Below are 19,810 nucleotides of genomic sequence, written 5' to 3'. Positions count from 1 at the left end.
ATGCGAATCGACTGGTGGACACTCGGCTTCCAGACGATCAACGTCCTCGTCCTGATCTGGCTGCTGTCGCGCTTGCTGTTCAAGCCGGTCGCCAAGATCATGGCGGATCGTCAGCAGGCCGCCGCACACCTCCTGCAAGAGGCGTCGGCTGCCCGCGATGCAGCGCGGCAGGATCGCGACAAGGCCTCAAGGGAAAGCGCCGCGCAGGATGCAGAGCGTCTTGATCGATTGAGTGCGGTGGCGTCGGAGGCAGAGCGCCTCAAGGCGACCCTGCTCGCCGATGCGCACGCCGAGGCCGATACGCTCAGAAAGACGGCTGAGGCTGAAGCCGCGGCAATGAAGGACGATGCGCTGCGTGCCAATGCCGAGCGGGCCGGCCAGTTTGCCGTCGACATCGCGGCGCGGTTGCTCGCGACGCTCCCGTCGAGCACGCTGGTAGAAGGATTCATTGCGCCGCTCGCGGACGCAGTCCGTGCCCTGCCCGCGGAGGACCGCGCTTGCCTCGGCCGCGAAGGCGAAACGTTGCGCTTGATAGCCCCGCGCACGTTGAACGACGACGAACTGGCTCATTGCCGTTCGATGCTCGCGACAGCATCGGGCCACGCCCTCTCCATTCGAACCGAAGTCGATCCCACCCTGATCGCGGGACTCGAGCTCGTCGCACCTCACCTGATCGTGCGAAACAGTTTTCGACATAGCCTGGAATCCCTGAGAAGCGGACTCATCTCCCGTGGCGACGAACGACATGCATAACGACTCCGACGACGCATGGCTGACGGACGGCAGAGCCGTGCTGGCGTCGCTGAATCTTGCGCCGCAGGCGGAATCGGTTGGGCGCGTGGAGCATATCGCTGACGGCATCGCACAGGTGAGCGGCCTCCCGCATGTTCGCCTGAACGAGCTGTTGCAGCTCGAGGACGGACAGTACGGCTTCGCGCTCAAGCTGGACGTCGACACGCTAAGTTGCGTGCTGCTCGACGACAGCAGCGGCATTGCCGCCGGCACGCGCGTATCCGGCACCGGCTGCGTGGTTGAGGTTCCGGTAGGTCCGGACCTGCTCGGACGCGTCGTCGACCCACTCGGGAGGCCGCTCGATCGCGGACAGCCGCCGAAATGCACGCTATCCCTCCCGATCGAACGCGCCGCACCGTCGATCATCGAACGCGCACCGGTCTCTCAACCGGTCGAAACGGGCATTCTCCTGATCGACGCGCTTTTCGCGATCGGCCGCGGGCAGCGCGAACTGATCATCGGCGATCGCGCAACGGGCAAGACGTCCATCGCGGTCGACGCGATCGTCAACCAGAAACATTCCGACATGATCTGCGTCTACGTGGCGATCGGTCAGCGGGCCACCGCGGTCGAGCGCGTGATCGATGCGGTTCGGCTGCACGGTGCACCGGAACGCTGCATCTTCGTCGTCGCTTCGGCGGCAGATCCGCCCGGCCTGCAATGGATTGCCCCATTTGCCGCGTTCAGCATCGCGGAGTACTTCAGGGATCGGGGCGAGCATGCGCTCGTCGTCATCGACGACCTGACCAAGCATGCCGCCACCCATCGGGAACTGGCATTGCTTGCACGAGATCCGCCGGGGCGCGAGGCGTATCCGGGCGACATCTTCTATCTGCACGCCCGTCTGCTGGAGCGTGCCGCCAAGCTATCCGCGGAACGCGGCGGCGGCTCGTTGACCGCGCTCCCCATTGCGGAAACCGACGCCGGAAACCTGGCGGCATACATTCCGACCAATCTGATCTCGATTACCGACGGCCAGATCGTGCTGGATGCACACTTGTTCGCGGCCAACCAGCGCCCCGCGATCGATGTCGGACTCAGCATCAGCCGGGTTGGCGGCAAGGCACAACTGCCGGCATTGAGAGCCGCCTCGGGAAGGTTGCGGCTCGACTATGCACAGTTTCTCGAGCTCGAGATGTTCACGCGCTTCGGCGGTCTCGGCGACACGAGGATCAAGGCGCAAATCGCTCGTGGAGAGCGTATTCGGACATTGATTGCGCAGCCGCGATTTACGCCGCTACGCCCGGTTGGCGAGATCGCGTTGCTGTTTGCGCTGGCCGACGGTGTATTCGATGCGTGTACACCGTCGACAATCGCTGCCGTGCGAGTCGCACTTCCCGCCCGTCTCGATTCGACCGGCATCGCGACACGATTGGGCCCAATCCTCGTTGCCGGCGGAAATGTGTCGTCCGACGACCGGTCGGCGCTTGTTCGCATTGTCCGAGACCTCATTTCGCAGTCCGCGGAATTCAGGAGCGGTCGATGAGCAATCGGCTTGACGAAGTCCAGAATCGATTAGGTACGGTCCGCGAACTGGACTCCGTGGTAAATGCAATGCGCGGTATCGCAGCGACACGGACGCGAGAAGCGCTCTCTCGCCTGCCCGGCATCCGGGCTTGCGCCGACCTGATCGGCCTTGCGATCGCGGACGCAATGGGCATTGCCGCCCAATGCCCATCAGAGGGCCGAGAGCCGCCCGTTTCGGCCGACACTCACGTCTTTATCGTCATCGGCGCGGAGCACGGCTTCGTGGGCAGTTACAACCAACGCGTGTTCCAGTCGATTTGTGCGCCTGCGAATGTTGCCGTCGAGTACTTCGTCGTAGGGGATCGCGCAAGAGCCGCTGCCGACGCGCTCAATCTGCCGGTCACCTGGTCGTCGGAAATGATCGGTCACGCCGATATGGTGTCCGATCTCGCAGCCAGGATCATCGATGCGCTTTACGGCTGCCTGCGTCACGGTAACGCCTCGCACGTCACGCTCGTCCACGGAGCGCCGCAAGCGGCTGGCGAATCGGCTGTACAGTCGACTTCGCTGCTGCCGTTCGATTTCCGGCGGTTCGAGCCGGCCAGACGGCCCTTCCCGCCAGTCGTCACGCTCCCGATACAACAACTGCAGGAAAGACTGGCCGAAGAATACGTCTACACCCAGGTATGCGAGGCCATCATTCTGTCGTTCGCCGCGGAGAACGAAGCGCGAATGCGCGCGATGATCGCGGCGAAACGCAATATCGACGACACCGCACAGCGGCTGAACCGGGACTATCACCGCTTGAGGCAGGAGCAGATCACTGCCGAAATCGTTGAATTGTCGACCGTCGAGGGGACGCTCGCTTCATGAATCGCTACGGTGCCGTAATGGTCGGTTCGGGCGGCGATGTCAACTTCCGCAACAGCCATCCGAACGTGGTGCCCTGAGTCAGTACGGAAAAGACGACGACGACATAGGTTACGGTCACGATCAGTTCCCGCTGGGGCCCATGGGGAAGCAAAAGCGCGAGCGCGAGCGAGATGGCACCGCGCAAGCCTCCCCAGATCAGCAGCCTGGTCGTGCCTTTCGGAAACCGGATCCGCAGACCGATCACCCCGAGCGGAATGGCCACGCTGACCGTACGTCCCGCCAGCACACAGCCGACTGCGACTATCCCGGCTATCAGATACGTCCGGCTCTGATGGATCGAGAGGACTTCAAGACCAATCAGCAGAAAGAGCACGCTGTTCATCATCTCGTCGACGATCTCCCAGAACATGCTCAGATACTCCCCCGTCTGGCCGGAAACGGTCTTCATCGTCCCGTGGTTGCCGGCGAACAGCCCGGCCACGACCACCGCGATCGGTCCCGATGACGGCCAAGTTCCGCCAACGCGTAGGATCCCATGCAGAGCGCGATCGATAGCAGGATCTCGACGTGATGATTGTCGATACTTGCGACCAGACGGGATACGATCCACCCAGCCAGCCATCCTGCCAATGCGCCGCCGACCGCCTGTTGGATAAACAGCAAGGTGACGTCGAAGACACCGGGTTCGCGAGCCGCAGTTGTGATACTCAGAAGCGTCAGGAAAACGATCGCACCCACCCCGTCGTTAAATAGGCTTTCCCCGGTAATTCGGGTTTCCAATTCCCTTGGAGCACCCGCCTTCTTGATGATGCTCATCACAGCAATCGGGTCGGTAGGCGAGATGAGCGCGCCGAACAGCAACGCATAGATGAAGCCGATCCGTACGCCCAGCCACCATGACGCATACCAGAACGCGGTACCGACGAACACGGTGGAGATGAGTGTGCCGACGGTCGAGAGCACGCCGACTGTCCACTTCACCTGGCGGAGATCGTGAAGATCGACATGCAACGCGCCGGCAAACAGAAGAAACGGCAGGAAGCCGTGAAACAGGAGTTCGCTGAAGTCGATCTCCGGAATCAGCCGCGTGAAGCGCGTCACGTCGATTGCGCCGAATTCGCCCAATATGACGAGCAGGACGGTTGCCACCAGTGCGATCGTCATCACCCCAATCGTCGGCGGCAAATGGAAAACGCGATGATTGACGTAGCTGCCCAATGCCGCCAGGACGATCAATGCAGTCAGCGCGTGGAAGAACGTCATGTCAATCGATCCGATGGCCGGCCGAACGGTGTGCTGCCGCGCGCCGAAATAGAAAGGTCACAGTGTGACAGGAATACCATGCTGCCCGGAGCGGGATGGCGCATGTTGCGCTTTGCAGGCACCTTCGGCATCACGGAGAAGGCGGGCCGGATGTTCGCCCTTTCCGAATGCGCCGTTCAATGGGGATGGCTGCGCAGCGTCTCGACTTTTCTGCGTTCGAAACTGATCGTCTTGCCGATCATTCCTCCGTTCATTGACTTGCGTAGGCGCGCACTCTCGCGTGCCCGGCCATGACGACCTTGCCGCTCGAGAAGCCGCAACGCACGCTTTTTGAACGGACACGCTGATTCCGGCTTTTTAAGCAAAATTTAATTCTGGTGACCTACGGTGGAATGGTCGTGTCATGAAATAGCCGTGTGGGCGGCTATACGCAGTGCGTTCGGCACGGCGCGATGGGAGCGTAGTCATGGCAAGCATCGGGTTCAAGCGTATCGCGCTTACCAGTCTGGCCATTGCAGCCGTGTCCGCGAGTTGCATGGGGAAGGAATCGCTGTCGCCTGCAACGGCGCCACGCGCTCCGCAGGCTGTTCTGTCCGCAAGCCGGGGTTTCACGGCCTACCCGGGAATCGTGTCCGACTTCGAGTACATGGCGCGAATCGACGGCCCCGCCGTCGTGACCGTCAAGGTGTCCAGGATCGACACAATACCGAGTGTGCGGCAACTGTGGCCCCCGGCAGGCAGCGCGAACGCGCCGTTCCTCGGCTTCTTCGAGGAATTTTCACCCCCACCCGGCGCCGATCGCGGTGCCCTGGCACGGCGGCACGCCAGCGGCTTCATCATCTCGCCGGACGGCGACATCCTCACCGATGCCGGCGACGTTGCGGGCGCATCGAGGATCGCCGTTACCCTCGCCGACGGGCAAACGTACCACGCACGGTTGATCGGCAGCGATCCGGCGAGCGGTGTCGCGCTGCTTCATATTCATGCGACGGGTCTGCCTGTCGCCCGGATCGGATCACCTGCGATGCTCAAGGCCGGCGAATGGGTCGCCTCGATCGGTTCGCCCTACGGGCTGGGAACCTCGATCGTCAAAGGTGTCGTCAGCAACCTCTCCCGTCTGCTTCCCGATCAATCGTACGTTCCGTTGATCCAGACCGATCTTACGGAACACTCCGGGGACGGCGGTAGTCCGCTCCTGAACCTCAAGGGTGAAGTCGTCGGTATCGAAATGCCACCTCCGGACGACGGCAACGTGTATCAGGGTCTCGCCTTTGCGATACCGATCGACAAGGCCATGAAGGTCGAACGCCAGTTGAAGTTGCATGGCAAGGCCGTGCATGGACAACTCGGAGTCTCGGCGAAGAAGGTGACGGCTCCGCTTGCCAAGGCGTTCCGGCCGATGCGGCCGAACGACCCCGCCACGGACACAGGTTGAGCACGTTTCGCTGCCAGCAGCTCGGTATGGCGCACATTCAAGGAGTCAGTCATGAAGTACTCGTCCAGAACAGCGCTCGGCGTCGTCGCCGTGACGATTGCCGTGTTCGCCCATGACGCGTTTTCCGCCGAGCAGGCATCACTGCCGCAGCCCGAACACGCTGGCAACGTGACCTATCTATCCGGCGGCATCGGTAGTGATCAATCGGCCGCAATCAAACAGCAGATGGGCAAGTATCCGCTCGTGCTCGTGTTTGCGGGGCATACGAGCAGCGGGAACGACTATTTGGCCGATGTCCCGGTCAAGATCGTCGATGCACATGGCAAGACCGTGCTCTCGACGCGAACCACCGGGCCATTCCTGCTCGTCTCGATGCCCGACGGGCGCTATACCGTGTCGGCCACCTATAACGGGCAGGCCATGCGGCGAAGCGTCGACGTACGCGAGTCGTCGCATGCCCACTCGGTGTTCGTCTGGACAATGTAGCTCGACCTCCGGGAGCCGGCCCCATCCGCTCGACCAGGGTGTCGGGCATGGCAGCGACCCGGAAAGCACGAAAGACGGCTGCATCGAAGGAGTCGACATGGACGAGAATCCGACCGAGCCGGTGGGGCCCGACATCAAGCGTCGCCGTTGGCTGATCGCGACATCCGTCGCGAGCGGCATCGGCGGCATCGCGGCCGCCATCCCTTTCGTTGATTCCCTGACACCACCCGCCAATGCGCTGGCCGCTGGCGCACCGGTCAAGGTCGACATCGGTCGCTTGACCGAAGGCGCAATGTTGACCGTTGCATGGCGCGGGAAGCCGGTGTTCATCGTCGACCGCTCGCCGGCCATGCTTGAAAGCGTCATCAAGGCGACTCCGCTCGTCGCTGATCCTGACTCGCGCCACGCCTTCTCAATGCCATTGCCGCTCTATTGCCAAAACACCTTTCGCTCGCGAGCCGAACATCGGAACATTCTGGTCGTGGTTGGCGTCTGTACGCACCTCGGTTGTTGTTGAAGTTCGAAGTTTGTGCTAATGGCGTCCGCGGCAACGCTAATCGTGTCCGTTAATTCTGCTAACGCAGCCATCTGCGGTCCTTGAACACTCGTTTCTCGCGATAACGGCTGATCGCGCGCAGCGCGGCAGCAAAGTGACCCGACAGCCGAAATACAGAGGCGGGGACTGTTTCCAAAACCGTGTGATGCACGCTACAGAATTCGGCTGTCGGATCGAGCCACTCACGTTTCCAGCGAGGCACTGAAACGTCCGCGTCGTTCAGCACGAGGCATCTGAAGCAGTACGGCACGCAGCGCCAGTTGAAGAGCCAGTCCGATGGCGTCTGGATGTGCCTCAATCTGTCTTCATCAAGGCGTGCGAGCGTTGAGAATCGTTGAAGCGCTGGCTGAGAAATCGGAGGAAAAAGAATCCATCCAGCAGTCCCAAGCGAGGGCAGCGGCTCGCTCGAGCTCATCTGCCACAGCATCGCAACGCTCACCTGATATCGCGTCGCGACACGGCCTAACCAGCCACCAAAGGCCTCCTCGTAGAAGGGCCTGGGGGCAATCGGCCATGGAACGACGTTACTGCTCGACTCGGCAGACATGCTCGAGATGCGTAATGCCGATAAATTCGTCGCCGCTGCGAATTGATAGCTCGGCGGCATTGTTCAGCAACGTGGATATCTCACCGGTAAGTCCGCCGCTCGCGCTCAGAACAAACTGAACGATCTCGCGTCGTGCGAGATCCGATGGCTTGCGCAGTGGCAGCACGCGTTCGAAGGCCGCGAGAAGCCGCCGTAGACCATCGCTCTCCCGCCACCGTGGTATTTCGAACGGCACATACCGACTAATCATCTGGGTATCGGTTTGAAGCGCCAGCACCGCGTCGCGGGTGCCGACCAGAACCATGCTGATCTGAAGGTCGTTAGCCAGAAATTTCAGCAGGTTCAGCGACGCGCGCTGCTCGCGATAAGAGCCCGCAAGTAGGTGATGCACCTCATCAACGACCAGCATGCGCGGTGACATCCGCCTGAGAATCTCGCGTGCTAAACGTTCAAGGGCTGCCAAGCCGGAAGCGGCATTGTGCGGAGCACCTAGCTCGACCAGTAAGCCTGAATAGAATCGATGCTGATCAGGGGTCGGTGGCATCTGCATCGCGACGACCGGACAACGTTCGACCCCGCTTTTCTCGTCAAACTCGCTTGGATGTGCGCGGCGAAATTTGGCCGTTATTTTCGTCTTGCCAATATTTGAATCACCGTGCAACAGCAGGCACGGCATACGTTCTCGGCGGGGCGTCTCAAAGAGGCGCTCAAGTTGCTGCAGGGCTTGCGTCGCGCGGGGATAGTCGATCCAGCGGTCTCGAAGAAGTCCGAGGATTCGTTCGTCGTTCCCTAACTCGGCTTGCTGTCTGGCAGCCGGTAGCAGATGCGCAAGTGCCCCACCCTTCATGTTTCACCTCACCATTGCTCCACATCGAAGGCCTGAACTGGCGTCGCGTAGTCGACCGCCTCAGCCTCCTGCTCCTTCAAGTCATGCCTGTACGGGACAATCCTGTCGCGCAACTCTTCCAATGGGACGATCTTTTTGCGTGACCGTCGACGTGCACGGGCCGTTGTCTGTTTGGCTCTGGAAATTACATGCCGTTGCTCTTCTATTGTCCTGAAGATCAGCGACTCAGAAACAGTTTGTTGTCCTTCCAACCTAATGGAATGCAACGCTGCCCGGTGTTCAAAAAGAGAAATTGCCGGCCGCCGCATGTCTGCGTAACGGACTTCGAGGTAGTTGCCGCTCCCTGCTGTCACAAAAACCCGCGAGAGGTCCTCCGGATGATACCGAACGGTGACCGCCCGCCGCGTCTGGCGCCAGGCGACGAAAATCGGATGCCAATAACGAACATGGAAGAGCGTCAGTCCGTCAGCCTGGATTTTCCTCTGCACTACAGGCAAAAACCGAATCAGGAACCTGAGCTCAGCGTCGCTGGAAGCGGGAAGCTGCCGCGAATCAAGGCTAAGGGCAAGCATCCGCCACGTGTCAGCTGGCGTCGCTCCAAGCAGCCCGCGATGCGGAACGTGGTGGTAGCGTCTGGCGATCTCGATCGCGAGCCATTGCTCGAATTCTCGAAGCGTCAACGAGGCCGTCTTTTCAGACTCTCGCGCCTTCCGTCCTTTGGGAGACGATCCAGTCGCCCCCGGTAAGCCCCGGACACGCTCCATCAGGGTGCGGTTCAGGCGTTCAATATGGCCGCCAAAATGAGGCCGCCCGACTGGACGATACATCAGTTGGATACCGTATTCCCGACATCCACGGCGAAGCGCCCTGCTCTTGAACTCGGCAGCGTTGTCCAGATGTAGAACGCTCGGAATCCCACGCATTGGCCACTCTGCGTCCGCCTCGATCTTCGCGAGCCAGGGGCCTTTGGGCAGTGCCGCCCTGGTCAGCAGCAAACCAACGGTAGCCGCTCCCGGACGCTCCATGCCAACGTAAAAACTCAACACGCACCTGGTTGCAACGTCCAGAGCGATAGTCAGCCACGGGCGGCCAATCACCTGTCTGTCGTGTTCGCTAACCAAAACGACGTCCGCCTGGGTATGGTCGACCTGAACGATTTCCAGAGGATACTTTGCGACAAGTGAACCTGGCGCTGCCAGCGCGCTGGGAAGGGCCGCGCGCTGCAGGGCGTCCGCCTCGCGATGCTGAGCCCACCGCCGGCCTATGGTGGTTCGGCCTGGTGGTTGCAGTCCGGCAAGCTCACATCTGCGTCGAACCTCCAGTACGAGATCGGTTGCAGGATGCGCCAAATGTCGTTGAGTGGGCAGCCAGACGTGCACTACTTCGTCAATCACTGCATCAACGGCCCCTCCCAATCGATGGCTGCTCTCAGATGGGCCTCGTCGTTTCGGGATGACCGCGCTCGCTACCGGGTTTGCCAGAAATTTCCGCCGCAGACGATAAACAGTAGTCCAGTGGACGCCGAGCAGATTGGCAGCCAAAACCGCGCGCTTCTTCGAAAGCGGTCCTCGCCCCAATGGCCGGAGGACATCTGCTACTTTTTCCGCTCTGCTAACTGCTTCCTCGGAAACCGTCATTGCCGCTCCTAATCGAGCCTCGTCAGACGCGTTAGCGGAATTAAAGGACAGGTAGAACGCGTTAGCAAAATAAACGGACATCGGATCGTGCGCGCGTTGCCAAAACGCAACGCATGAAAAGACGCGCGAGACGGCAGCAATGCCTTATCTCGCGGGGCCGTGGCCGTGTCTTACATTAGCGTAATCTATGGACACGATTAGCAGTTTTTAAGGGCTTCAACAGCAGCGTCGGCGCGCCGAGCAGGATCCCGAAGGTCGCCGCCAGCGCCATCGCGATCGGCACGATGATCAGGAACGGCACGTGCAGGCCGTTCGGCGCGAGCGCCGCGATCCACTCGAACTGCGAGGTCAGGTGCGGCGAGCTCAGCAATGCCGCCGTGTATGCGCCCACCGCGTAGAACGCGATGTAGCCGAGGTCGAGCAGGCCGGCGAAGCCGACCACCACGTTCAGGCCCAGCGCGAGCATCACGTACAGCATCGCGAAGTCGAGCACGCGGACCCAGTAGTTGCCGCCGGCCGAGCCGATCACGATCGGCGCCGCGATCACGAGGACGGCGGTCAGCAGGCCGATGACGATGGTCTTGGCGGTGTTGCGCTCTTCGACGAGCGACGTCGAGGATTCGATCGGTTGAATGGATGTCATGTTGTTTGCTCCCTTCCGTTACGCGCGATCCGCGACCCGTTCGCCCAGCAGGCCCGACGGACGGAACACCAGCACGATGATCAGCACGACGAAGGCGAACACGTCCTGGTAGTTGCTGCCGAATACGCCGCCCGTGAGGTTGCCGATGTAGCCGGCCCCGAGCTGCTCGATCAGGCCGAGCAGCACGCCGCCGACCATCGCGCCGCCGAGGTTGCCGATCCCGCCGAGCACCGCGGCGGTGAACGCCTTCATGCCGGGGATGAAGCCCATGTAGAAGTGCACGTTGCCGTATTCGGAGGCGATCATCACGCCGGCCAGCGCGGCGAGCGCGGAGCCGATCATGAACGTCGCGGAGATCACGAAGTTCGGGTTCACGCCCATCAGGCTAGCCGTATTCGGGCTTTCGGCGATCGCGCGCATCGCGCGGCCGAGCTTGGTCTTGTGCACGAGCAGCAGCAGGCCGCCCATCACGATGAACGCGACCGCGATGATCACGATTTCAGTCACGGAGATCACGGCGCCCGGCGTCGTGTCGGTGGCCTTGATCACGTTGATCGGATCGGTCGGCAGCAATTGCGGGAACGGCAGCGGGTTGCGCGACCAGATGATCATCGCCGCCGTCTGCAGCAGGATCGACACGCCGATCGCGGTGATCAGCGGCGCGAGGCGCGGCGCGCGGCGCAGCGGCCGGTACGCGACGCGCTCGATCGTGAAGCCGACGAACGCGCAGACGACCGCGGCGATGCCCAGGCCGATCGTCAGCGTCGCGACGTTGCCGAGTCCGGGAAAATGGTTCTGCAGCACGGTGATGGCCGACAGCGCGACCATCGCGCCGATCATCAGCACGTCGCCGTGCGCGAAGTTGATGATGCCGAGAATGCCGTACACCATCGTGTAGCCCAACGCGATGATGGCGTAGACACTGCCGAGCACCAGCCCGTTCAGAATTTGTTGGACAAAAATGTCCATGTCACTCCCAAGAGTTGATTACTATTGGATCGGCATGCGAGAACGCCGATTACTCGTCGTTCTCGCTCGAAGTATCACTGCGTCGGACTGAGGTTATCGCCCGACACTTTGTACACGGTCACCGGCGCATCAATCCATTCACCGTTCTTGTCGAACGCGACCTTTCCGACCAGCGTCGAGAACTGGATTTGCTTGAGCATCGGAACGAACTTTTCGGGGTCCGTCGAATTCGCCGCCTTCATCGCCTGCGCGACCACCATCGTGGCCGAATAGAATGCCGGCGAGTAAACATCGTTCTTCACACCGAATTGCTTTTCATACCGCGCCGCGAATTCCGGACCACCGGGCAACGTCGCGAGCGGTGCGCCGCCTTCGGCGCAATACCCCCGCCCATTCAGCGTTCCGGCAGCCAGCTTCGGCATATCGACCGAGCAGATCCCGTCCCCGCCTAGCACCGGAACCGCAAGACCCAACTGCTTGGACTGTCGCCCGATGGCGGCTGCCTGCGCGTAGTACCCGCCGTAGAAGATCGCGTCCGGGCGCTGAGCCTTGATGTGCGTCAGAATCGCGTTGAAGTCCGTTGCCTTGTCGTTGGAATATTCCCTGGCGACGACGTCGATACCGTTCTTCTTCTCCGTCGCGGCAAACACGTCAGCTACGCCTGATCCGTATGCCGTGCGATCGTCGATCACCGCCACGCGTTTTGCATGCAATACCTTTGCCGCATATTCGGCCATGCGTGCGCCCATCACGTTGTCATTGGCCGCAAGCCGGAAGACATACGGGAAGCTCTGCTGCGTGATCGCCGGATTTGAAGCGGCGCCGGTAATCATCGGAACACGCGCGTTGTTGTAGATGCGGGACGCGGGAATGGTCACGCCGGAGTTGTAGTGGCCGATGACCGCCTTCACACCCGAATCGACGAGCTTCTGAGCGACAGAGACGCCCGTTTTGGGATCTGCAGCATCGTCCTCGGACAGCATTTCGAACTTGATGGATTGACCGTCGACGACGATCGGCGTCCGATTCAGCTCTTCAATCGCCAGCCGCACGCCTCGCTCATCGTCCTTGCCGAAATTCGATTGGCCGCCCGTCAACGGGCCCGCGACACCGATCCTGACAGTCTGATCCGCATGCGCGGCAGAAATCAATGCGGGGCTGATTCCCCCGAGCAACAGGGTGGCGATGGTGAGTTTGTGACAGTACTTCATGTGAAACCTCCGTGGCGTGGGCAAATTGGGTAGTCGACATGGTTGCAGCGTCAGGAGCGCGGGCACGAGATGGCCGATTTCGCTTGACGTGGGATAGTCAGTCCCGCCAGTGCGGTTCTGCAGATTCCAGAAGCCGCTTGAGCGAGCGAAAATGAAGTCGTGCATATTCATCTCGATCACGGGCGAATTCACGAGAAGTCCGACGAGCCAGTTCATCGCTCACGCGCTTAAGCGGACGCCCGCTCGACATCGCGAGGATTTGGACCTGGGCGGCTCGTTCGAGGTAGTAGAGATCGTCAAGTGCCGCGGCAATCGAAGGGCCCGTGACTATCACGCCGTGGTGCTCGAGCATCAGGACACGCTTGGAAGACAACGCGGCGGCAATCCGGTCTCCTTCCTGTTCGCTGAGTGCAAGTCCTCCGTATTCCGACTGATCACGGTCGTATGCAATGCGATCGAAAAAGCGAAGGCTGTTCTGATGGCACATTTCGAGGCAAAAGCCGTCGAGCGTCGTCAGTGCCGTGGCATAAGGCATGTGCGTATGAAGTACGCATGCGGCATCAGGCGAGGCGCGATGAACTCGGGAATGGATGTTGAGCGCGGTTTTCTCGACTCGTCCGACTCCGTCGATTACCGAGCCGGCGGAATCGACGAGCAGCAAATCAGCCGGTCGGATCTCTTCGAAGCTGAGTCCGAACGGATTGATCAGATACGTTTCCCGACTGCCCGGGAGCAAGAGACTGAAATGGTTGCATGTGCCCTCGTGGAAGCCGAGGCGCGCGGCGATGCGAAATGCCGCGGCCAGATCGTCGCGAGCATTCGCGAGCTCATCGGTCTTCGATCCAGGAAAAAAATCGGTGGCGTGTGCCATGGGGTCGTCCAGTGCAAGTATGCGTATGCGATTCCCCTTCAATGTAGTGAATCAAACCTGCACGGATACATGTACACTTTAAAACGAGGGTGACTAACTGTATTGGGTTCGTCGCCTGCACGGTTATATGGGCCGGTATTTTTGATGTGATAGGTGCGGCGATGAAACCGATACTGACGCTCGATCCCCAGGGGGAATCGTCCCTGGTTCAACAGATCGTGGCCGGGCTGACGGCAACGGTGAACGAAAGAACCTGGCGGTCCGGGGCCAAGGTTCCGAGCATCCGCGTATTCGCCGAGGCACATGGCGTGTCGACATTTACGGTCGTCGAAGCATACGATCGCCTGGTGGCGCAAGGCGTCTTGATGGCACGACGTGGATCCGGCTTTTATGTCGCGGATCGAAGCCGTAGCGAGATACCTCCGACCATCGAGAAACTCAACGAGGAATTCACGAATGGATGGTCGCTGCGTAACGTTCTGGAGGGAACGGAAGGCACGATTCACGCGGGCTCGGGATGGATTCCGGAGGCATGGTTCGACGCGGACGGCCTTGGGCGGGCGCTAAGACAGGTAGCGGCGCAGCCGCGATCGCTATTGGGGTATGGGCACGCAAAGGGGTATGAGCCGTTGCGTGAGCAAATCGTGCGGCAACTTGCGGAACACGAGATCGAGGCAAGTTCCACGGGCATCGTCACTACGCTGGGTGCCAACCAGGCGCTGGATCTCGCCATTCGTCACCTTACGCGCGAGGGCGATACCGTGCTGGTAGACGAGCCCTGCTACAGCGATCTGCTCGTTGCATTGCGATTGCGCCGGATCAAGGCAGTCGGGATTCCGATGACACCCACCGGTCCGGACGTCGTTTCGATGGAGCAGGCGTTCGAGACTCATCGCCCCAAAGTGTTCTTCACCAATACGCGGTTGCATAATCCGACCGGTGCAAGCTACAGCTCGGCATCGGCATTCAAGGTCCTGAAGCTTGCCGAGCGCTACGACTGCATCATCGTCGAGGACGACGTCTCTGCCGGTCTGGTGTCCGGAAATTCAGTCGCGCTCGCGTCCATGGATCAATTGAAACGAGTGGTCTATGTCGGCAGCTTTTCAAAGACCATCGGTGCCGGCCTGCGCGTGGGATTCGTGGCCGCGGAGCCCGCGCTTCTCGAGGGCCTGCTTTACCAGAAGCTGGTGTCCGGAATGTCGACACCGACGATCACGGAGCAGCTGGCACATGCAGTGCTGTCCGAAGGACACTTCAGGAAGCAGGCCGAGCAATTGCGTGATCGTCTCGCTACCGCTCAGGAACGGACCTGTCGCCGGCTTGAATCGATCGGTTTTGAAGTGTTCTGCGAACCTCGATCCGGAATGTTCGTATGGGCACGGCCCGCGGGAATCAATTGCGATTCAGCCGAACTCGCTGTACGTGCTGTCGACCACAAGATTCTTCTGGCGCCAGGCAATCTTTTCTACGCCACCAATCCAACCAGTAGTTGGCTGCGATTCAATGTTGCGCACTGCAACTTCGATCGTCTTTATGCGTTTCTGGCGCATGCCATTGCACACTGACCCGGTCTCGTCACTAAGCCGCCAGGGAATCGGTGTCGCACAACGCACCGGTGATCTCTCGAACCGCTCGAGTCGGCGCGCGCATGTGCGTCGGGCATTTTTACGGGTGTTCATCCGGCCGGTTTTCAGAACAATCGACACGGCCTGCTGAAACTTCACGGCTGGCGTCCACGCCGTGCGCGGATCCAACTGTGCAGGCAACAAAGCCTCTACAGTTATCTAACGATCCACCGCAGTGTGCATGTATCTGTTTAGCTCGATTGCATAAATTGACGGACAACACGTCGCCCATGACTTCGATGCGGCGGTAACTCCGATCAATTTACAGCATGAAAAAGATACGAAATTACGAAGTACTCCTCTCGAATGGCGTCGTTTCGTCACGGCAGATCGTACTCGAGATCGCGGACCGGACACTCGACAGGCTCGACAGCTACCAGCGCATTCGAAGCATCATGCGCATGGAAGGTAGCGTATTGCATATCGGAACGCGCTCGTGGGACCTTTCGCGCAAGCGAAACGTCTATCTGATTGGCGCTGGCAAGGCTTGCAACCACATGGCAATGGCAGTCGACCATGTGTTGGGTGATCACCTGACGCACGGTATTGCCATCGTGAAAATCCGGGAAGAATCGGACCGTTTCAACAAGACCGAGGTGTTCGTCGGCGGGCATCCCCTGCTGATCGCGCGTCCGTGGAATGCGCACGCGGCTGGCGTCAACCTGCTCGGAGTCGGCTATATGATCGCCGGCTCGCTCAGCGTGGGCTGCTCGTTCGTGTATCGCCGTATCCGGGCTTCCCTGTTACCGGGGAGTGTTGGTCGATGATGGAGACTTCGTCGATAAGGAATAGCGGTTCAATCGTGCGGATAGTAAAGCGTTGGGTTTCGCCATCGACGTTCTTCCGAAGACGGGCCTCCTTGATGCCTGCAAACGGCAGCAAGATCGACGTGACGTCGGCTCCTTTGCTCTTGCCCTTTCTAGTCGGGGCAATCAGCTCGCCTTTTCCAGAAATATCGTTGATGGGTACTCGATACACCATCAGACTTCCGCCGTCTGTTGGGCGCTCCAAGGTGAGGATTTCATCGTTGGAGTTCACGAATTCGACGGCAAGGTGAGTGTATTCCGCCGCTTCTTCGACATGCTTGAGCTTCTCCGCTCCAAGGATGAAGTTGATGCATTCAAGAAGAAAGCTTTTCCCGGTGTCGGACTCGCCAGCGAGGACGTTGGCGCCGCTATAGAACGGAACGATGGCATCTGCCTGACCAGGTCCCCGGAGCCGAATCTTTCTGATTTGAAGCATTGTCACAGTTCCAGTAAATCAACGGCGGTGAGGCTTTCGAACTCTGAGCCCCATCGTCCCACGTTTTGCGCCATGAAAACCTCGAGCTCCTGGTCTGTATAGCCGCCAAACCGGCCGACTATCCACTCCGCTCTAGCGACCAGCTCCTGCGCGTAGGCAGATTTCAGTAGCTTGATGAACGCGGCAGTCATATCGGTAGCTCGGTACAAGAAGCCTTGTGGAGCAAAGACGAGTTCAATCAATTCTTTCCCGAGCATCTGGGTCAGGCCAGCGTGGATGACATTGCGCTTCACGAGCAGCTCGGTGCCTCGATGTGGCATCGCTGGGTGCAAGCTAGGTGGGCCAGCATCCACGTCACCCGAGTGGACGAGCAGGTAGTCGTAGGACACGAGTCGCTCGAGGTCCATCGCGCGACCCGGTGCCGAGTTCAGGATGAACAGCGTCCGGAACCCATACTCTAGGGCTGAATTGAACGGGCGAACTTGAGGCGTTCGACTTGGCCTTTCCGTGGTATTCATGGGTTGCACCAATCGAGGCGTTCTTCGTTAGCCATCTGATGGCACATGCCTTCGCGGTCTTTGCTAGTGACATGCGCGACGAGCGGGTGTGCGCCAAGTTGGATGTTCTGCGCGGCGAGAACCGTTGCCTTCAGGCGCTCAATCGGAGTTCCATTCGGCTCGGTGTATTGGTAGTACAACCCGTCGGAAAACTCGGTCAGCAAAGTTTCGAAATATGCCTGGTCTGCCATCTGGTCTCGCGCTACCTCTTTCAGACCTTCCGCGCTGTAGAAGGTCAACCGCGAACGCTCGAACATACGGGCGTGATACGGACTGTGCTTGAAGTCTTCGGCGCAGCCGATTGTCGTGCCGATGTCATCGCCGATGACGCGATACAGCTGCCCGATATATTTCGTTTCGTTTGCTGCAACGGTCGATGGCGGCGGGGGAGGCGGTGGCCTTTTCAGCAACGGTGCACCGAACACCGTCAGGTGATATTTGGTTTGAGCGTGCTCGGCGATTAGGTCGTGAGGCTGCTTCGCGGAAAAGATGCTGAAATCGAAGCCTAGGATGTGCTTCTTGAGTTCAGGCGTGAGCGCGATGGTCTGCTTTGAAGTTATGGACTTTGAGAAGTCATCCCAAGAGTCGACCATCTTATTCTGAAGCTTGGCCGGCGCGTCGAGCAAGTCTTGGAACGGGGAGGTAACGCCCTTGTGCGTCACGAAAGAATAGCTTTCGGGTGCCGTGTAGTCGCCAATGTGCGTGTAGTAAAGCACCTTCGCTATCTCGATGCCCGCTTTGGACAAACCGAGGTTGGTGTCATAGTGCTTGCATTGGTAGAGCTGCCAGCGCCGCGGGGTTACGTTCGATGCGTCGAGCCAAACGACAACGTCTCGACCTTTATCTCCAGAGCCTCCCCTGACTTGCACTTCTACCGCATTGATTTGCTTTGCGAGGAAATCGCTCGCCCACTCGAGCGTGAACCGCTCGAAGTCGTCGGCGCTGAATTGGGCTAGACGGTCCAGTGGGGCGACGGGAAGGCCAGCCCCCACTCCCAGCAGTCGAGCATTGGCACCGGGCCAAGGTGTTGGCGGCGGCAATGCGGATAGCGCGAGGTTCCCACTCGCTTTGGTGGTCTTTACCACACTCACCCCGAATAAAGGTCTTTTTGTGATTGTAACGAAGCCATGCGCTGACCGATTGCACGACGACGCACCGGTTGTTTAAAGTCCCCTCAGGTGCTACCGAAGTACCAATGCATACGGATGGTTCGATTCGCTTGCACAACTCGCCGCAGATGTCGCGAATCGGCTGACGCTTGCCAATTCCCTCGCCGCTGCATTATCTACCCATTAGCAGTATCTGTGGTCGCTGTTAACGGAGTCGTCACATAGACTGAAGGTCGAAACTCCGCACACGACTGGGACAGCAAAAATTTCGTCACAAAACATCAGAAACGGCAAAACCCGCTGCGCGGCTCTTGAGCCTAAGCGGGTGTCCGGGATTCGTTGGGGCGGCCGGATCAGGCTGAACCCAAGTAGGCAGGCACGGATCCTCCGTGCCCCGCCCCGGCGGGGCTTTTTTAATCAGACGGCTGTTTGCTCGTGCCGAATGGCTTCTAGTGCTGCACGAACGAGAAAACCGCTACGCGTTTCCTTGTGGGCCTCCGCGAAGGCGTCAATCTGTGTAAGCACGAAGCGCGGCAAACTGATATTCACACGCTCTGGCTTCATATCAAATTTCGAAGGATCAATGTCTACGACAGCCCAAAATGAGCCGGCATAGTCCGGGTTGTCGCGAAGTTCCTCAAACGACGTGGGCTCGAAGCGAACTTCGTCCCCCGCCTCGACGGAAGTTTCAACCCATCCCTCGATAGCCTCTTGCGTGTTTTCGAGCGCTTGTTCGAGCGTCGTGCCCCATGAGTTGCAGCCCGGAAAATCCGGTACGACAACGCCATAATCGGTGCCCTCTTGCTTGTCGACAGCGACGAAAAATCTCACATCCAACTCCTTGTTTGGAACCCGCTGACCGGTTGCGGCCCGCGGGGTCCGTTATAGCCACCGGCCTTACTGCCCGGTGAGTGTTAAACCAGATTGCCTCTCGATGCTTTTCAGCGTCGCAATCGTGAGGTCTTTCTGTGGATGCGGCACCGTTACCGTGCCTGGCTTGCTCGGATGCCTGAAGTGATGGTGACTACCCTTCACCCGCTTCTGCACCCACCCGTCCTGCTCAAGCCGCCGTATCACTGTTCTCGAATCCATAACGCCGCACCATTTCCTTCGCCAAAGCTGTCGCCATACACACCCCTTTTCGCCTCATCCAATGTGTAGTCTATACACACCACGGAGAAATGCAAGGTAAATTTGTGTATTCGGTGTGTAACAGCACCAGCCGAGTCAGATCAGTCGGGCGGTGCGACGTTGGCGCGGAAGAAGCCTTTCCAGCTCATGGAGCGGCGCTATACGGGCCATCATCTCCCCGCAGGGAGCCCCCGCCTGCCTTCGGGGCGAAGGAAGTGCGGCCCTAGCTGGAAATCCCCAGCGTTGCGTTGACCGCGACAAGCGGCCGCTGACCCGTTCGCAGTTGCGTCGGGGCCACGTCGTTGCTCATTCAGTTCGCGGATCTAACGGGGCGAGTAGCGGTTCCTGTTCCGTCACGGGAGAACCACTCCCCCACTCCAACAGTGTTTTGCCACGCATCTCCAGCCGAAAGACTGCCCACGGCGGCTCCGCGCCCTACCGATGCCCGGTAGTAACAAAATTAGTTGTGTGAGCGCCGGCGACCGTCACGCGCAGCGCCTGTCCAGAAATGAAGGGTAACATAGCCCTTACTATGTTCCCCTTCACTCA

Annotated in this window: 19 protein-coding genes and 3 pseudogenes; 9 read left to right on the top strand and 13 right to left on the bottom strand. The window is 59.8% G+C overall.

Translation table 11 applies throughout. The annotated features are described in order from the left end of the window. Genes L810_RS02575 through L810_RS02565 form a run of 3 tightly spaced genes read left to right on the top strand, consistent with a single transcriptional unit; the run spans position 1 to position 3,132 of the window. Positions 1–753, top strand: coding sequence for a F0F1 ATP synthase subunit B family protein (locus L810_RS02575; RefSeq protein ID WP_021156810.1), 753 nt, complete (start codon positions 1–3; stop codon positions 751–753). After that, positions 746–2,278: a F0F1 ATP synthase subunit alpha gene (locus L810_RS02570; protein ID WP_021156809.1), complete on the top strand. Its 1,533-nt coding sequence runs from the start codon at positions 746–748 to the stop codon at positions 2,276–2,278. The genes L810_RS02575 and L810_RS02570 overlap by 8 nt, the downstream gene beginning before the upstream one ends. Beyond that, complete coding sequence (locus L810_RS02565) at positions 2,275–3,132, top strand: F0F1 ATP synthase subunit gamma (protein ID WP_042972911.1); 858 nt, start codon at positions 2,275–2,277, stop codon at positions 3,130–3,132. Before L810_RS02570 ends, L810_RS02565 begins: the two co-directional genes overlap by 4 nt. Positions 3,133–3,136: 4 nt before the next feature. Here the strand turns inward: L810_RS02565 and L810_RS02560 are convergent. Next, positions 3,137–4,395 (bottom strand): annotated as a pseudogene (locus L810_RS02560) (cation:proton antiporter). On the opposite strand from L810_RS02560, the gene L810_RS46830 reads away from it, so the two are divergent. From L810_RS46830 to petA, 4 genes and pseudogenes are all read left to right on the top strand, one after another. Continuing rightward, a complete protein-coding gene (locus L810_RS46830; protein ID WP_155836100.1) occupies positions 4,381–4,689 on the top strand; it encodes a hypothetical protein in 309 nt (102 codons plus the stop codon). The pseudogene L810_RS02560 and the gene L810_RS46830 overlap by 15 nt on opposite strands. Positions 4,690–4,861: 172 nt before the next feature. Next, entirely contained in the window at positions 4,862–5,830 is a 969-nt protein-coding gene (locus tag L810_RS02555) for a S1C family serine protease (protein ID WP_051392134.1), read from the top strand. Positions 5,831–5,881: 51 nt separating this feature from the next. Next, positions 5,882–6,316 (top strand): hypothetical protein, encoded by a 435-nt coding sequence (locus L810_RS02550; protein ID WP_021156804.1) that lies wholly within the window; start codon positions 5,882–5,884, stop codon positions 6,314–6,316. A gap of 97 nt (positions 6,317–6,413) precedes the next feature. After that, positions 6,414–6,827 (top strand): annotated as a pseudogene (petA, locus tag L810_RS02545) (ubiquinol-cytochrome c reductase iron-sulfur subunit); the annotation flags it as partial. 64 nt (positions 6,828–6,891) lie between these two features. On the opposite strand, the gene L810_RS44565 reads toward petA, so the two are convergent. The 7 genes and pseudogenes from L810_RS44565 to L810_RS44560 all read right to left on the bottom strand — a co-directional run bounded on the left by L810_RS44565 (position 6,892) and on the right by L810_RS44560 (position 13,597). After that, on the bottom strand, positions 6,892–7,419 hold the full coding sequence (locus L810_RS44565; RefSeq protein WP_081712786.1) for a TniQ family protein: 528 nt from the start codon (positions 7,417–7,419) through the stop codon (positions 6,892–6,894). Continuing rightward, on the bottom strand, positions 7,397–8,266 hold the full coding sequence (locus L810_RS02540) for a TniB family NTP-binding protein (RefSeq protein WP_011880224.1): 870 nt from the start codon (positions 8,264–8,266) through the stop codon (positions 7,397–7,399). Before L810_RS02540 ends, L810_RS44565 begins: the two co-directional genes overlap by 23 nt. An 8-nt stretch (positions 8,267–8,274) precedes the next feature. Beyond that, positions 8,275–9,903, bottom strand: a complete 1,629-nt coding sequence (locus L810_RS02535) for a Mu transposase C-terminal domain-containing protein (protein ID WP_042972942.1) — start codon at positions 9,901–9,903, stop codon at positions 8,275–8,277. Between the two features lie 214 nt (positions 9,904–10,117). Continuing rightward, a pseudogene (locus tag L810_RS02530) lies at positions 10,118–10,546 on the bottom strand (ABC transporter permease subunit); the annotation flags it as partial. A gap of 18 nt (positions 10,547–10,564) precedes the next feature. Continuing rightward, on the bottom strand, positions 10,565–11,515 hold the full coding sequence (locus tag L810_RS02525) for a branched-chain amino acid ABC transporter permease (RefSeq protein WP_021156797.1): 951 nt from the start codon (positions 11,513–11,515) through the stop codon (positions 10,565–10,567). Between the two features lie 74 nt (positions 11,516–11,589). Beyond that, a complete protein-coding gene (locus L810_RS02520) occupies positions 11,590–12,726 on the bottom strand; it encodes a branched-chain amino acid ABC transporter substrate-binding protein (protein WP_021156796.1) in 1,137 nt (378 codons plus the stop codon). A 97-nt stretch (positions 12,727–12,823) separates the two neighbouring features. Further along, positions 12,824–13,597 carry an aldolase gene (locus tag L810_RS44560; RefSeq protein WP_021156795.1) on the bottom strand — a complete coding sequence of 258 codons (774 nt, stop codon included), beginning with the start codon at positions 13,595–13,597 and terminating at the stop codon, positions 12,824–12,826. A 161-nt stretch (positions 13,598–13,758) separates the two neighbouring features. On the opposite strand from L810_RS44560, the gene L810_RS02510 reads away from it, so the two are divergent. Both L810_RS02510 and L810_RS44555 read left to right on the top strand, forming a co-directional pair. After that, positions 13,759–15,162 (top strand): aminotransferase-like domain-containing protein, encoded by a 1,404-nt coding sequence (locus tag L810_RS02510; RefSeq protein ID WP_042972937.1) that lies wholly within the window; start codon positions 13,759–13,761, stop codon positions 15,160–15,162. A gap of 329 nt (positions 15,163–15,491) precedes the next feature. Then, the gene (locus L810_RS44555; protein WP_021156793.1) at positions 15,492–15,989 is read left to right on the top strand and encodes a DUF4147 domain-containing protein; all 498 of its coding nucleotides are present in this window, start codon (positions 15,492–15,494) and stop codon (positions 15,987–15,989) included. Here the strand turns inward: L810_RS44555 and L810_RS02500 are convergent. From L810_RS02500 to L810_RS44550, 5 genes are all read right to left on the bottom strand, one after another. Beyond that, positions 15,919–16,464 (bottom strand): hypothetical protein, encoded by a 546-nt coding sequence (locus L810_RS02500; RefSeq protein WP_042972899.1) that lies wholly within the window; start codon positions 16,462–16,464, stop codon positions 15,919–15,921. The genes L810_RS44555 and L810_RS02500 overlap by 71 nt on opposite strands. A gap of 2 nt (positions 16,465–16,466) precedes the next feature. After that, positions 16,467–16,982: an ABC-three component system middle component 2 gene (locus tag L810_RS02495; protein ID WP_042972897.1), complete on the bottom strand. Its 516-nt coding sequence runs from the start codon at positions 16,980–16,982 to the stop codon at positions 16,467–16,469. After that, a complete protein-coding gene (locus tag L810_RS02490) occupies positions 16,979–18,106 on the bottom strand; it encodes an ABC-three component system protein (RefSeq protein ID WP_042972935.1) in 1,128 nt (375 codons plus the stop codon). The genes L810_RS02495 and L810_RS02490 overlap by 4 nt, the downstream gene beginning before the upstream one ends. Positions 18,107–18,547: 441 nt before the next feature. Further along, positions 18,548–18,961 carry a type II toxin-antitoxin system HicB family antitoxin gene (locus L810_RS02485; RefSeq protein ID WP_012367238.1) on the bottom strand — a complete coding sequence of 138 codons (414 nt, stop codon included), beginning with the start codon at positions 18,959–18,961 and terminating at the stop codon, positions 18,548–18,550. 66 nt (positions 18,962–19,027) lie between these two features. Beyond that, positions 19,028–19,222, bottom strand: coding sequence for a type II toxin-antitoxin system HicA family toxin (locus L810_RS44550; protein ID WP_081712785.1), 195 nt, complete (start codon positions 19,220–19,222; stop codon positions 19,028–19,030). Between the last annotated feature and the right edge of the window lie 588 nt (positions 19,223–19,810).

Origin of the sequence: Burkholderia sp. AU4i, assembly GCF_000466765.1 — a bacterium.
In the GTDB taxonomy this organism is placed as follows: Bacteria; Pseudomonadota; Gammaproteobacteria; order Burkholderiales; family Burkholderiaceae; genus Burkholderia; species Burkholderia cepacia.
This window is presented reverse-complemented; position numbering and strand designations above follow the sequence as displayed.

What these genes read in the sequence shown, in the direction of transcription:
- L810_RS02575 (WP_021156810.1), top strand. Translation starts at nt 1, where the DNA reads ATGCGAATCGACTGGTGGACACTCGGCTTCCAGACGATCAACGTCCTC.
- L810_RS02570 (WP_021156809.1), top strand. Translation starts at nt 746, where the DNA reads ATGCATAACGACTCCGACGACGCATGGCTGACGGACGGCAGAGCCGTG.
- L810_RS02565 (WP_042972911.1), top strand. Translation starts at nt 2,275, where the DNA reads ATGAGCAATCGGCTTGACGAAGTCCAGAATCGATTAGGTACGGTCCGC.
- L810_RS02555 (WP_051392134.1), top strand. Translation starts at nt 4,862, where the DNA reads ATGGCAAGCATCGGGTTCAAGCGTATCGCGCTTACCAGTCTGGCCATT.
- L810_RS02550 (WP_021156804.1), top strand. Translation starts at nt 5,882, where the DNA reads ATGAAGTACTCGTCCAGAACAGCGCTCGGCGTCGTCGCCGTGACGATT.
- L810_RS44565 (WP_081712786.1), bottom strand. Translation starts at nt 7,419, where the DNA reads ATGTCTGCCGAGTCGAGCAGTAACGTCGTTCCATGGCCGATTGCCCCC.
- L810_RS02540 (WP_011880224.1), bottom strand. Translation starts at nt 8,266, where the DNA reads ATGAAGGGTGGGGCACTTGCGCATCTGCTACCGGCTGCCAGACAGCAA.
- L810_RS02535 (WP_042972942.1), bottom strand. Translation starts at nt 9,903, where the DNA reads ATGACGGTTTCCGAGGAAGCAGTTAGCAGAGCGGAAAAAGTAGCAGAT.
- L810_RS02525 (WP_021156797.1), bottom strand. Translation starts at nt 11,515, where the DNA reads ATGGACATTTTTGTCCAACAAATTCTGAACGGGCTGGTGCTCGGCAGT.
- L810_RS02520 (WP_021156796.1), bottom strand. Translation starts at nt 12,726, where the DNA reads ATGAAGTACTGTCACAAACTCACCATCGCCACCCTGTTGCTCGGGGGA.
- L810_RS44560 (WP_021156795.1), bottom strand. Translation starts at nt 13,597, where the DNA reads ATGGCACACGCCACCGATTTTTTTCCTGGATCGAAGACCGATGAGCTC.
- L810_RS02510 (WP_042972937.1), top strand. Translation starts at nt 13,759, where the DNA reads ATGAAACCGATACTGACGCTCGATCCCCAGGGGGAATCGTCCCTGGTT.
- L810_RS44555 (WP_021156793.1), top strand. Translation starts at nt 15,492, where the DNA reads ATGAAAAAGATACGAAATTACGAAGTACTCCTCTCGAATGGCGTCGTT.
- L810_RS02500 (WP_042972899.1), bottom strand. Translation starts at nt 16,464, where the DNA reads ATGCTTCAAATCAGAAAGATTCGGCTCCGGGGACCTGGTCAGGCAGAT.
- L810_RS02495 (WP_042972897.1), bottom strand. Translation starts at nt 16,982, where the DNA reads ATGAATACCACGGAAAGGCCAAGTCGAACGCCTCAAGTTCGCCCGTTC.
- L810_RS44550 (WP_081712785.1), bottom strand. Translation starts at nt 19,222, where the DNA reads ATGGATTCGAGAACAGTGATACGGCGGCTTGAGCAGGACGGGTGGGTG.